Origin of the sequence: Nostoc sp. EspVER01, assembly GCF_034530635.1 — a bacterium.
In the GTDB taxonomy this organism is placed as follows: Bacteria; Cyanobacteriota; Cyanobacteriia; order Cyanobacteriales; family Nostocaceae; genus Nostoc.
Genome location: NZ_JAVRCS010000025.1, coordinates 1 through 13,328, shown reverse-complemented (window position 1 = coordinate 13,328; position 13,328 = coordinate 1). Strand labels below are relative to the sequence as shown.

The 13,328-nt window shown below is 40.4% G+C and carries 13 protein-coding genes; 5 read left to right on the top strand and 8 right to left on the bottom strand.

The genetic code is table 11. The features are described from left to right. Positions 1-550: 550 nt before the first annotated feature. Positions 551-1,408 carry a PEP-CTERM sorting domain-containing protein gene (locus RMX69_RS20055; protein ID WP_322638494.1) on the top strand — a complete coding sequence of 286 codons (858 nt, stop codon included), beginning with the start codon at positions 551-553 and terminating at the stop codon, positions 1,406-1,408. A 591-nt stretch (positions 1,409-1,999) separates the two neighbouring features. Here RMX69_RS20055 and RMX69_RS20050 read toward each other — a convergent pair. The 3 genes from RMX69_RS20050 to RMX69_RS20040 all read right to left on the bottom strand — a co-directional run bounded on the left by RMX69_RS20050 (position 2,000) and on the right by RMX69_RS20040 (position 2,865). Further along, the gene (locus tag RMX69_RS20050; protein WP_322638493.1) at positions 2,000-2,164 is read right to left on the bottom strand and encodes a hypothetical protein; all 165 of its coding nucleotides are present in this window, start codon (positions 2,162-2,164) and stop codon (positions 2,000-2,002) included. Between the two features lie 142 nt (positions 2,165-2,306). Further along, positions 2,307-2,552, bottom strand: a complete 246-nt coding sequence (locus RMX69_RS20045) for a hypothetical protein (RefSeq protein ID WP_289799007.1) — start codon at positions 2,550-2,552, stop codon at positions 2,307-2,309. Positions 2,553-2,658: 106 nt separating this feature from the next. Next, positions 2,659-2,865, bottom strand: coding sequence for a hypothetical protein (locus RMX69_RS20040; RefSeq protein WP_289799006.1), 207 nt, complete (start codon positions 2,863-2,865; stop codon positions 2,659-2,661). Positions 2,866-3,680: 815 nt separating this feature from the next. Between RMX69_RS20040 and RMX69_RS20035 the strand changes: the two genes are divergently transcribed. Both RMX69_RS20035 and RMX69_RS20030 read left to right on the top strand, forming a co-directional pair. Next, on the top strand, positions 3,681-3,875 hold the full coding sequence (locus RMX69_RS20035) for a DUF2256 domain-containing protein (RefSeq protein ID WP_289799005.1): 195 nt from the start codon (positions 3,681-3,683) through the stop codon (positions 3,873-3,875). Further along, positions 3,875-4,828 (top strand): isoaspartyl peptidase/L-asparaginase, encoded by a 954-nt coding sequence (locus tag RMX69_RS20030; protein WP_292738450.1) that lies wholly within the window; start codon positions 3,875-3,877, stop codon positions 4,826-4,828. The genes RMX69_RS20035 and RMX69_RS20030 overlap by 1 nt, the downstream gene beginning before the upstream one ends. Here RMX69_RS20030 and RMX69_RS20025 read toward each other — a convergent pair. The 4 genes from RMX69_RS20025 to RMX69_RS20010 form a co-directional block, all read right to left on the bottom strand. Next, positions 4,819-5,241, bottom strand: coding sequence for a DUF29 family protein (locus tag RMX69_RS20025; protein ID WP_322638492.1), 423 nt, complete (start codon positions 5,239-5,241; stop codon positions 4,819-4,821). The genes RMX69_RS20030 and RMX69_RS20025 overlap by 10 nt on opposite strands. A gap of 115 nt (positions 5,242-5,356) precedes the next feature. After that, positions 5,357-6,736 (bottom strand): bifunctional UDP-N-acetylglucosamine diphosphorylase/glucosamine-1-phosphate N-acetyltransferase GlmU, encoded by a 1,380-nt coding sequence (gene glmU / locus RMX69_RS20020; RefSeq protein ID WP_322638491.1) that lies wholly within the window; start codon positions 6,734-6,736, stop codon positions 5,357-5,359. A gap of 202 nt (positions 6,737-6,938) precedes the next feature. Further along, positions 6,939-8,183 carry a response regulator gene (locus tag RMX69_RS20015; protein WP_289799002.1) on the bottom strand — a complete coding sequence of 415 codons (1,245 nt, stop codon included), beginning with the start codon at positions 8,181-8,183 and terminating at the stop codon, positions 6,939-6,941. A gap of 501 nt (positions 8,184-8,684) precedes the next feature. Further along, entirely contained in the window at positions 8,685-9,608 is a 924-nt protein-coding gene (locus RMX69_RS20010) for a tRNA (5-methylaminomethyl-2-thiouridine)(34)-methyltransferase MnmD (protein WP_289799001.1), read from the bottom strand. 26 nt (positions 9,609-9,634) lie between these two features. On the opposite strand from RMX69_RS20010, the gene RMX69_RS20005 reads away from it, so the two are divergent. After that, positions 9,635-10,456 (top strand): sulfurtransferase, encoded by an 822-nt coding sequence (locus RMX69_RS20005; RefSeq protein WP_322638490.1) that lies wholly within the window; start codon positions 9,635-9,637, stop codon positions 10,454-10,456. A gap of 54 nt (positions 10,457-10,510) precedes the next feature. On the opposite strand, the gene RMX69_RS20000 is transcribed toward RMX69_RS20005, so the two are convergent. Continuing rightward, on the bottom strand, positions 10,511-11,827 hold the full coding sequence (locus tag RMX69_RS20000) for a hypothetical protein (RefSeq protein ID WP_409879259.1): 1,317 nt from the start codon (positions 11,825-11,827) through the stop codon (positions 10,511-10,513). A 647-nt stretch (positions 11,828-12,474) separates the two neighbouring features. Here RMX69_RS20000 and RMX69_RS19995 point away from each other — a divergent pair. Further along, positions 12,475-13,328, top strand: an 854-nt coding sequence (locus RMX69_RS19995) for a FecR family protein (protein WP_322638489.1), incomplete at its 3' end; no start/stop codon positions are given.

Sequence of the window (13,328 nt, the reverse complement as noted above, 5' to 3'; positions counted from 1 at the left end):
GCTACCGCTACGCTAACGTAATTCGTAATTAAGAAAGTCAGATATGGCCTGGCTTTCGGGGTTTGAATGTGTTGCCTCATTTTAGAGAATTGGTATTAGAACTCCTGCCTCCTGCTATACAGTGACTTGCTTGCTCATCAAAGGATGCTTTGGCAGCAACATCACTTATGTAAACTTTTCTCTACTGAATTTGTGAACTTTTCCCTACGGAATCCTTACGTAAATTCCAATTAAAAAACGCTCTTTTTTACTCTAGCTTTACAAGAAACTAGTGGATGTACGATTAGTATAAATATGTAACCAATTAAACGCGCACTTAACTTAATAACTAAATTACTTACGCGGTTATTACTTATAGAAAAGTGCGTCAATGGTAAATAAAAATTAGTCCTTAAATAGAAGATTTCTTCTACATAAGACCAATATAGCTTGAAAAGTTCTCAGGCTGACCATCCTCCTTGCCTATAACTTGTTCTTACTTATCAGTAAGACAGTAGATAAGCATGACAAATTTGCAATCTTAACATCCTAAACAAAAACAAAAATTTGTATGAAAAACTACACTAAAATTGTAAAGCGTTTTTTTGCATTGGCTACTCCAGCGATCGCTACTTCGATATTGGCAACCTTACCAAGCCAAGCTGCTACCATTGCATATTCTGAGTCCAAATTCAACATCAACAACTTTAGTACTAGCCCTTCAGATGTTAGGACTTTGACTGATAATGTGACTACAGCAATTAGCACAGGTGGTCAAGTAACTGCTGATTCTAACGCAGAGGCTAAGTTTAATATCGATGCAAATAACTCTGCCTCTAATTTGTCTTTCAGCCAAGCTCAAGGTCAAGGTGATGGCTATACAGGGTCGGCGGAAAGCTTTGCTGGGATTATCGGTTATGATTTCATAGTTGACAAAGAGTTTTCTTTTGATTTCAGTGGCTTATTTAACCTGAAAACATCCATTGATGATGCCGTGACTGAACGTGCAAATGCTAGTGGAGAGTTTTTATATCAGTTATACGACAGCGATACTGGTAATCTTTTAGACTATTTCAAGATTTCTGGAAATTTATCAACAATAGGTAACAATGATGCTTTTGTATTTGAACCGAGTAGTAACATAACTCTTGATTCAAATCAGACTACTATTGATAAATCTTTTGGCGGAACACAGGAATATGCTTTGACTAGCTTTAAGGGTAAATATTCCCGTACTTTCGATAAGTTAACTCGTTTAACCTTAATAGAATCTAAAAGTAATCAGGTGAGCGTCTATACTGTCCCAGAACCCTCAACAATTCTAGGTTCGCTGTTTACTTGCACTATGTTTGGTGCTGTCTCAATACGCAAGCGTAAAAGAGCTTCTTCATCTGCGTTGTTGGTTAATAAAGATTTAAGGTCTGTTTAGTATGTTTGCACTAAGAAAAGTTCAGGTCTGAGAAATGACATTTATGGAAACCCCAAGTCAGTAGGTATGCAGATAATTTTGTGATTTTGCACCCTGACAGACAAGCATTAAAAAAATGCAAATAAATAGCGATAAAAATGAAGTTGTCATCTAGAAGGGATGAAACTGCGAACTCAATCCTCATGGATTACCCTGTAGAGGCCAGTAATCCACCAATTATTTGGTTTCGACTGAATGAATCGCACTTTATTGCTGCGTTTTCGTCCCTACCCATTACACAGCCACACTTACAAACGTGTGTTCTAGTGGATAGTGTGAGTCATTAACACTTTCTTAATTTAATCGCCCAATGCTTTTTTCTTGTTAAAAGTTATAGATTTTCGATCATCCACAAGTTTGTACCCTGATTTTTTGTAATCAACAGGGCGACAATATTTTTGGAACTGTGGATATCGTTTTAAACCCGCAGTACCCCTTTTACGGTTGTCATAAAACCAAGAGATAGAAGACTATGCTTGTTCTCAACTGGTAAGTCTTGCCATTGAGTTAAGTTCATTAGCAAAAGAAAAGTTAGCTGCAAATACAGCACAATCAATTCCATAATTTATGCAAATCTTTTTTAGCTGTATTTTTAATATTCATCCATAGCCAAATACAGCTATTTTGAATGAGTTTTACAGTCAGAATTGCATTATCTACTGCTGTTATCAGGGCTGACTTTTCATCAGCTTTGAACTCAAAAACAAGCATAGTCATTTAGCAACGCCGAAGTGTCACTTTTACCTACTGTCTTATACTACATATATGTGGTATCAGATAGAGGTATAAAAATATTCCTAACAAACTTTTATGGGCTATGTCCATAAAAGCTTCCTACAATTTGGTTATGCCAGCTTTATTAAACTTTTGCCGATGTATCGACAGATGCAATAACCTTATCACCATCAGTAATAGCGGCAGCAATACCGGCACCAATAGCACCTGAAATCTCAGCTGAAATACCGGATTTGTCTATTTTATAACTGCTCTTCTTAGCAGTAGAATAACCACGTGCGTAAGCAGATGCAAATCCCCCTTGTACTTGACTAAGATCGGAAACTTCATCTTCACAAAAACTGAGATCGGAAATTCTTAATCGTTCCATAAAAAAGCTCTCTTTGAAAAACAAATGTATTGCTGAAAGTTTTGATAACTTTCAGCAATTTTTCTATCTAAAATGCACTGTAGCACACTGTAGTGCTAAGGCATATTTAGCCGGCAGAAGAACTAGATGAACCGACACTAGCAGATAGGCTGAATTTCTTGGAGACAGCAATGGTGCTAGTGGCAATGCTGGTGATAGCGATGTTTTTACCAAAAGCGAATGCTTTTGAATTAGCATCTGCAAAAGCTATTCCACCTTGAACATTCTCATTTTCAAGAACGGTTTCTACATGAGAAAGATCGTTGATAATCATGATTTTCTTTCCTAAGAGCTAGTAAGGTAAACTTGTTTGTTGTCGTGCCACTACAACTTGTTTTTTAGCAGCATACAAAGAATAGCACTATTAGAATTCGATGAATAGTAGTTTTACGTAAATTTTCTTTCAACAAGTAAAAAACATTCTATTATCAAGTTACTGACACTTTCTAATATTTAGATATTGTTTAAAAAGTATCTTGCTGTGTATTGTCAAGTTACTGACACTTTCTAGTATTTAGATATTGTTTGAAAAGTGTCTTGCTGTGTATTATCAAGTTACTGACACTTTCTAGTATTTAGATATTGTTTGAAAAGTGTTTCACTATGGCTTTAGGCACTTTTACATTTCCTAACTTCCAGGGCTATTTAATTCGATCTATTAGGAATATTGCCAACAGCATAGGCAATAAATTTGGTGAAGTTAGTAATCGAAAAATTACTATCTTAAAGAGTCAATTTCAGTGGGTTGCCAAAGCCTTGACGTAGGCATCACCATTTTCTTGTGCAATCAGATTTTTTATTCACCTGATTTTTTTGCTTGAAGCGCTTGTAAATCAGCACCTTTTAGGAAATGAAACACTCCTGACGGGTTAGGGGTGTCTACATAACCTTTTATTTTTTTCAAGTCCCTAAAGGAGAAGGATAGTAAGATTCAAAGCCTCTCTCTTTTTAGAAAAAATATTGTAAGTAAGTCTAAGGATAGATTGACAATATATTTGTTCGTCGAATTTATCCTGCCTTCGTAGCAAACTGGTTATAATTATCTTCCATCTCCCTCAGAGATTAAATTCTCATCTACACAGTATTTATATGGGACGTGTTCGTTCTAAATCTGACCTACCCACAAAAATCTGTCCGGTATGTCAACGTCCTTTCACATGGCGTAAAAAGTGGCAAGATTGTTGGGACGATGTGAAATATTGTTCAGAACGTTGTCGTCGTCGCCGTTCTGAAGCTCAAAATGAAACCAACCGCGATACAGACGCAAATAGCGCAAGAGATTAATGGAGTTACAGGTGCAACCTAAATTAATTATTCATGGAGGGGCTGGTAGTTCTCTCCACGGTAAAGGCGGATTAGAGGCGGTGCGCCGATCGCTCCATACAGTAATAGAAGAAGTTTATTCTCTGCTATTGTCAGGAGCAACTGCCTCTGAGGCAGTGGTGCAGGGTTGCCTAATGCTCGAAGACAACCCCCGTTTTAATGCTGGTACTGGTTCAGTATTGCAATCCGATGGACAAATCCGTATGAGTGCTTCCCTGATGGATGGTGCATCAGGACGATTTAGTGGTGTGATTAATATCTCGCGGGTGAAAAATCCGATTGATTTAGCGCAATTTTTACAAAGCTCGCCAGACCGAGTGCTATCAGATTTCGGTTCGGCTGAGTTGGCGCGGGAAATGCAAATTCCCAGCTACAACGCCTTAACTGATTTGCGATTACAAGAGTGGATACAAGAGCGCCAGGATAATTTTAAAAGCACAATGGCTGGCGTGGTAGCAGAACCCGAACTGCTAGAAACCAGCAATGCCGGACGCGGTACCATCGGTGTAGTAGCTTTAGATGCATCTGGTAAGCTAGCTGCTGGCACTTCTACTGGTGGTAAGGGATTTGAGCGGATTGGCCGGGTAAGTGATTCGGCGATGCCAGCAGGTAATTATGCGACTAGTAATGCTGGTGTTAGCTGTACTGGCATTGGCGAAGATATCATCGATGAGTGTTTAGCTGCACGGATTGTAGTGCGTGTCACTGATGGGATGTCACTGAAGGAGGCAATGCAGCGATCCTTTGGGGAAGCCCACGAGAACAAACGCGATTTGGGAGCGATCGCCTTAGATGCTAGTGGAGCGATCGCTTGGGGAAAAACTAGCGAAATCTTACTCGCCGCCTACCACGACGGCGAAAAAGTTGGTGACACCTTGGAATGGACTGGAAACGAACTGATCGGCTATTGTTGAATCAATTTCAGGGCTTCGGCTAAAGTTTCTTCCTGGTCAACCATTGCGGCCAATTCTTTGGCTTCATAACGCCCTTCAAAAGCTTCTAGCGCCGCTCTTTTCAGTGCCACTTGATATCCTTGTTGCAGAATATCGAGTAATTCTGCTTGATTCAAGTAAAAGCCACCAGATTTGCGGCGCTTGTTTATTTTGTTGATTTCCCGCACTGTATTTTCTATCGAAACATCCCAAGAGCGAGTAGAAAGTTTTTCGGCCATTTGTTTAATTAAATGGATGAGCAGAATCACACCATAACTATCAATTTTATTGATTTTGTCACTGAGGCTGATTTCTTCTAACTCATCCACCAACAGCAACGCCTCATGGATTTTGCCTTGTTCTAGAAATTGCCTAAGTTCTAGCAGTTCTTCCATGTATGTTATGTGTTGAGATTTTGGCTATACTACTAATCTAGCTAGATTAGACATCTGGCAAAAATCGTGGTTTTAGACTATAAACCACAGATCGAGCGCGATTAACACCGATGAATTATTTATGTCGATCTGTGGTGTTATTTTCAACATTTTTCTTTCGCCAAGCTGGTTTCACCACCTGACGACTACGGGCAATTACTAGAGAATCATCAGGCACATCTTCTGTCACAGTAGAACCAGCTGCAATGTAAACATCATCTCCCAAAGTGAGCGGAGCCACTAAAACGCTATTGGCTCCAGTTTTTGTCCGATTGCCTATTTTGGTGCGATGTTTCTTCACGCCGTCATAGTTGGCAGTAATTGTACCAGCACCAATATTCACCTGATTGCCGACAACAGTATCGCCTATGTATGACAAATGTGCTGCATTGGTGCGATCGCCTAATTGCGTATTTTTCAATTCCACAAAATTCCCCACACGGCAACCAGCACCCACCTGTACTTGACCGCGCAAATGAGTATAAGGGCCAATTCGGCTTCCGGCCTGGACGGTGCTATTTATGACTACTGAATATTGCACTGTGACATTTTCACTTAATTGACTATTTTCAATTAAACTCCCCGGCCCAATGTGACTTCCTGCTTGGATTACCGTATTTCCCCGCAGGTGAGTTTGGGGTTCAATAATTACATCTGGCTGCAATTCCACTGTTTCATCAATGGTGATGCTTGTGGGGTCGATGAGGGTGACACCCGCCAGCATCCATTTTTCCTTGACTCGTTTTTGCAAAATTTCGTATGCTGTTGCCAGTTGCAAGCGATCGTTGATGCCGAGAATTTCTTGGTAATCTTCCACATCCACTGCCATCACTTGTCCCACCTGAGTCACAGCATCGGTAAGATAGTATTCTTTTTGGGCATTGTTTGCCTGGAGGTGGGGAAGCACCTTTGCCAAATCTGGCCAGCGAAAGCAGTAAACTCCAGCGTTAATCCGCTGATTTTTTCTTTGAACAGCAGTACAATCCTTGTGTTCGACCATTTCTTGCACAATATTTTCATCGTTACAAAAAACGCGCCCATAGCCTGTGGGGTCAGGTAGGTGCGAGGTGAGAATAGTGGCAGAGTTTTGATTTTGGACGTGAGTTTGTAACATCTGCTTAAGAGTTTCGCTGCGTATTAACGGTAAATCGCCGTTAAGTACCAGCAAATCTCCAGTGTAATTTTCCAAGTGAGGAAGTAATTGCTGGATAGCATGACCTGTACCCAATTGCACAGTCTGTTCGACAAACTCCAAACTGGGGATTGAATGCATGGCGGCTTGCACTTCCTCGGATTGATATCCCACAATCACGATTCGCCGTGAGGGCGAAAGTGGTTCTACACTTTCGAGAACTCTCTCTACTAGCGATCGCCCACCTAAAGAATGTAAAACCTTGGGTAAGCGTGATTTCATCCGTGTGCCGCGTCCCGCCGCTAGAATTGCTACAACTACCATAATTAGCTATCAGCTATCAGTGAAATGTGATTAATGCTGTTGGTACTTTAAAATCTCGGCTCAAATCATACCAGCTAATTATAGAAGACTGAAAATATTAAAGGAGTCGGAATTAAGGAGTCGGTATAACTTTACTCCTCAAAAGCAGAGATGATCGTAATACCAATTAGCGTTTATTACAGCAGCTACAAATCATTACTCCCTATTCCCCACTCTTCCCTTTTTTCTGACAAAAGCAAATAAACTCTGCAAACTGCCGCATTAGTTTGGGGTTACGCCAACCAGAATCAGTTTCTTCTTGCATCACTAAAAGTGCTTCTGCTGAAGTAAAAGCTCTTTTGTAAGGTCGTTCGCTGGTTAAGGCATCGTAAATATCAATTAACTGAAATACTTGCGCCAGGTAGGGAATATCATCCCCTTTGAGTCGATCGGGGTAGCCTGAGCCATCCCAACGTTCGTGGTGATGACGAATAATCGGAATTACACCCCGCATACTCCGTAGTGGTTGGCAGATTTTTTCTCCAATCAAAACGTGCTGCTGCATAATTTGCCAATCTTCGGGGGTGAGTTTGCCTTTTTTTAGCAGCACAGCATCGGGAATACCTACCTTTCCGATATCGTGGAGATAACCACCCCACATCAAATCTCGAATTTGATAGCGTGAGAGGTTGAGGTATTCACCAAAAACTTGTCCCAGTTTTACTAGACGTTCGCAATGATTGCCCGTATTAGGATCGCGACTTTCAATAGACATGGCAATGGAAAACAGTACTTGTTCGGCATGGTCTAAATCTTCGTTCAGACGCTTCTGCCGCACTAAGGACTTTACACGCGCTGCTAGTTCTACCCGATCGAATGGTTTGGTGAGAAAATCATCTGCCCCAACTTCAATTCCCCGAATGCGCGATCGCCTGTCATTTAATGCTGTAATAAAAATTACTGGGATTAGCCTAGTCTGCTCATCCTGTTTAAGCAATTGGCACACTTGAAATCCATCCATTCCTGGCATCATTACATCCAGCAAAATCAAATCTGGTTGTTTTTGAGTTACCAATCCCACAACAATAGAACCACTGTCCGCCTCAATCACTTCGTATCCTTCCATCCCCAAGAGGGCAACAGCAGTCATCCGACTGGCGGCATGATCGTCAACAACTAAAACCTTCGGCGGATCTAAATCAAACCCATTCACTTTAGAACCTTTGGCTTGTAGTGTTCTAGAGACCAATGAATCATCATCACAATTAACATCAGATTTTATCCAAGAAGACATTGCTTGCCGATCTTCAAGCATAAGGTCTCCTTGAGATAAGCCTAAAGAATAACCCTCCGCATTTTGCGATTCCACGGCATGATTTGAAACGATACTCTTAACTGTGCTAATGGGGTTTGACCCATTAACAATTGTTTCTGTAAAGCCTGTATGGTTGGATTTCCATTGAATCACAAAGGCACTCCAAGTTTTTGCACAAGTTAACAGTGTCAGATTTTAAAAACCAATTTAAGACTCGACTGTATCTGAGCCAGAGTTTCCATAGGAATTATGCATGATGTCAAGCTGCCGATCTGATCTCAATTTTTCGCAGCATGTATCCTTTATGGTACGAACAAGGTGTATCTTGTTGTCAAATTTTTTGCTTCTAATTCCAGTATGATAAATTCTCACAAATGTTAAATCAGGTTTTTTACGGAGATTTTTTAGCATTGTGGCATCAGAAAGCGTTAAAATTGACTGCTTTATATCGAGATATCGAATTTTGAGTTTCAAGTCTTTATAGTAATCATTAGATATAAATGTTTTTACTTCAGTTATAGCAATACTCAAGTACTGTTAAGGAGCATGTGATATTGAATACTAACATATAGATAAGCTATGTGGCTCGTAAAAACTCGTTGAATTAGGCTTGCAGTTCATAGGCATAGCATATTGTATGATATTGCAATCAAACTACAAACTACTTCCCATAAAATCCCTGCCTTGTGTTCGCAATAGCCACCTTTTTCGCCAATGAGAGGCAGGTTCTAGGCAAGAAGTTTGTTGCTCTTGTTGTCGCCGCATGATTATTACTTCGGTTGGATCGCTCATTTGAGAATCGCGATAGGGAATAGCAGCACGAGTTAGCAAGTGTTCTTTTTCGACTTCTGAGAGGGTAGTGAGTGGGAAGTGGTTTTTAGACTCAGAATTTTGAGAATGTGTTGCCACGGTACCAGGCGATCGCCTTCCTACGGGTGGGGTAGAACCTATCACCAAGCCAGCAGACAAAAGTGCTGTGCGTACAGCAGCAGCACAAGAATAAGTGGCTAACAAACCATCTGGGTGTAAACACAATGACAACTGTTTAATAAATTCAACAGTCCATAATTGAGGACACTGTGGTGGTGAAAAAGGATCGAGGAAAATTGCATCTGCCCAGAAACCTGACTGACGTACTAACGCGATTGTAGTTCTAGCATCGCCAATTAGTAGCTTCGCTTTCAAGCAAGGTGTTTGCACTTGATGCTCAAAAGCTAGCTGTTTCAAAATTTTAATATAGTTAGAGTTCCAATTGTCGAACAACTGATGAGCGATCGCCGCTTGTGGCACTGCTGGATTCAGTTCTAAACCAATTACTTCAACACAACAACTAGGATTGACTGCCCAAATTGTTTGCAAAGCAGCAGCTGTGTTATATCCTAGACCATAACAAACATCCAATAGCCGCAAGATCGGTTTTTGCGCTGCTGTAGCCAGTTGAGTAGGTTCCACAAACTTACAAAAACTTTCCTGCATAGCTCCATAATGGCTGTGAAAGGATTCACCAAACTCTTGAGAGACAAAGGTGAAAGAACCATCTGCTGTTAACTTAGGTGTAAAATTCTCTAAGTCTGACATCTTACAAAAAAACTAAATAATGACTAATGCCCAATCCCCAATTTGTTGTTTCGCCAGCTTGGTTGTTTGAACATCTAGAAGATCCACAAGTTGTTATTGTGGATTGTCGCTTTTCTTTAACCGATCCACAACTAGGACAACAACAGTATCAAACGAGTCATATAGAGGGGTCATATTACTTAGATTTGAATCAGGATCTTTCCAGTCCAGTGGGTAAGCATGGCGGAAGACATCCTCTACCTAACCCTAATCATATAGGTAACAAATTGGCAGCGATTGGGGTAAATTATCAAAAAAGTTTAGTTGTAGCTTATGATGATTCGGGCTTTGCTTTTGCAGCTCGTCTCTGGTGGCTGTTGCGCTATCTAGGACACGAGCAAGTAGCAGTGCTGGATGGCGGCTTGACTGGATGGCAAAAAGCTGGATATTCTGTTACACATATTATTCCTTCCCCCCGAATGGGTACGTTTGTCCCTCAAGTACAAACAGAAAAGGTGGTAAATATTACAGCGGTGAAAAGCCGGAAAGATAGCCACGAGGTAGTACTGGTAGATTCAAGAGAGAGCAATCGCTACCGAGGCGAACGAGAGCCAATCGATCGAATTGCTGGACATATTCCCGGTGCAGTCAACTATCCCTGGCAAGAAGTTACAGACTCTTCCGGCTACCTAATTCCTCAAGAAGAACAACGCCGTCGGTGGGAAAAGCTAGAAACAGCGGAAGAAATATTGGTATATTGCGGTTCTGGCGTTACTGCTTGTGTGAATTTACTTTCTTTAGAATTAGCCGGTATTAGCAAGGGTAAACTTTATGCTGGTAGCTGGAGTGATTGGATTTCCTATTTATAGTTAGGAGTTAGGAGTGAGAAGTTAAAAATTAAAACTCCAAACTCCTAACTCTTCTCAAAACCGACCTAATTGCAAACCGTAATTAATAGTGAAGAACCAGCCATCAAAATCAATGTTTTCGGCGGTTGAACTACCTAAAGTCACTCCAGCTTGGACATTCATATTAATAGTGTCGGATATTCGGTAATTTAAGTGTCCGAATAGCCGATAAAATTCGTCTTCTCGATCGCGCTGTGTAAAGTCTGATAAGTACATCTGGTAGCCAATACCAACCTGAAGAGGCTTTTGTAAGTAGTAGTTCAGAGACACCCAAAAGGAATTGATTATCCGATTACGACTTTGGGGGTCAGCAAAATTTACACTCAATTCGTAGAAGCTATCTAGGGTTAATCTTGAAGTTAAGGGATCTCGCCGTCCCAAAGACAGTTGTAAGGAATTTTCATTTAAAAAGCGATCGCCTGCTTTGAAGCTATCCAAACGATTGCTGCTGTTGGCATAAAATAACTGTTGATTGCTCCAACTGATTTCTCCAAACATTCGTTGGGATAGCTGCTGGTAAATACTGAGATTGAATCTCACCTGGTTGTAATTATATTCTGACTGATTTATATAACGAATCAGATTGCCATCAATTGAGCCATTTAAAAAAGTTTTAGATCCCAAAGGGAAATATGTAGAGGCTAGTGTCAGTCCAGAAATAATTAAACCATCTTCTATAGGACTATCATTTGAGGAAAATATGTTATTCGTTTGGAAGTAGCCGACACGTCCTTGTAGATAGCCGATAGGTTTAAACTGAGGTACAGGTTGTTCTGTCGGTGGTGGTAGCTGTTGTTCTAGGGGCCGTAACCGCACCCGTAACCCCAATTCGCGATCGCTATTAGATTCAAATGGTAGTTTTGGCGATCGTAGTAGTTCTATCAACCTCTCTCGCCTTTGAGAATACTCTCTCTCAGGTAAATTTAATAGTTGCTCCTTTGAGTCTGAAGGAGATATGGGCAAATTATTTGGCTGCGATTCTAGCTGTGGCGGGTCATTTTGCTTTTGAGTATCTATAGGTTCTTCGGTTTGATCTGGGATTTGAGTCGTTTCTGGTATTTGCTGTGCCAGATTTAACGGCATCCGAGAGTCTAAAGTATGTAACTCACTTGACAGCTTGCAAAAAGAGTTAATTGCTTTTTGCTCCAACTTATGACATAACTGCTCATGAGTTACCTGTGTAGTTGCTAAATTACTAGTATGCAAAACATCTGTAATTGCAAATTCTGCCGCATCCACTCTAATGCAACACCAGCTTCCACCACTGGACGTTAACAAAATACAAAAAAACAAATTTTTCCAGTTATTGAGTCGCATCTGGTTAGATCGCATTGATTGCGTTTGGCAAATGTAGACCCACAAGCTGTATCGGAAGTTCCGACTACAAAGATACAGTTGATTGCATCTATTTTAAGCTTTGTAGGTATATACTGAAACTACAAACTAAAATTACTGCTTTTCGGATTTTTCCCAGATTTTTTTGAACAGCTGAGATGCTCCGATAAAATTACTGCTTAAATTTTAGTGAAATACAGCAAGTGGGTAATTTCACAACAAATCTTAGCAAGTTATTGCCCCCTATAATTAATGACCCCCTGACTGAACTGATTATAAAGGATTATATGTAAGGTGCTTCTCGTTTAATTTTTTATATCAAATACTAACTTTTCAATCTCCCACAGACTTTATTGCATACAATTTCATTTTCTGAAGGAAAACTTAAATCAACTAGATACATATAGTAATCCAATTGGATTCATGAACTGGCTTGTATAGATAAGGAACATGTAAATACGAAAAAAATAATAGATGTGTACTGAGTTATTTCAAAAATAAAATATGAGTCTCTTGTTTGATTTAATGCATTAAATCTAAATTAAAATTTAAACTAATTTATCTAAAAAAACTCTTACAACAATTAGCATTAGCTTAAACTTTAATTTTTGTGATATTAATTGAAGGTCAAAATTTTTCAACCTATGTTTTATAAATCGTTTCCATTATTAGTGATTGGTTTATGGGGACTTATAGTACTTCCTCTGCCAAATCGGGTAAGTGCTATAACTCCTCTAACGCGAGCAGAGATTCAGAACCTCCGCAACATCGTACAACTGATACCCAAAGATAAATTGAAGAAACGTCCTGCACGCAAATTAGATGCAATGACCCCTGGGGACGGGTTGTCAACTGGTCGAGCTTCTCTAGCAGATTTGCGTTTTAATGATGGCTCTTTGGCACGAGTTGGAGAACAGGCGTTATTTCAATTTTTGCCGAAGACTCGTGACTTTAAACTGACAAATGGGACTGTGTTGTTGCTCATCCCACCAGGAAAGGGACAAACACGTATACAAACACCAAATGCAGCAGCAGCAATTCGTGGTTCAGCATTATTTGTACGCTACGACCCACAAACAGACACCACGATTGTAGGTGCGCTGACAAATAGCGGTATTGAAGTTTCTAACAAGAAAGCTTCTCAAACTCAGGTGTTGGAAGCAGGACAAATGGTGATTATAGTTAAAGGCGAATTTCAGAGGTTATATGATTTTGATCTCAGAAATTTTTATGAAACGAGCCAGATGGTTCGGGAACTTGATTTGAACAGGCAGAGTCCTGTGCCTACACCCGATCCTGCAATCACCAGTGTTCAAGCCGAAACTGCTGCGGCTTTGGAAGCACAGCCACCGATAAAAGGTGAGGGAGTATTTGAAATGAATCTACCTCCTACACGCAACACCCCAACTGAGACAACATCCGACACCTCAACTCAGACAACATCCGACACCCCAGCTAAGACAACACCCGACACCCCAGCTAAGACAACACCCGACAC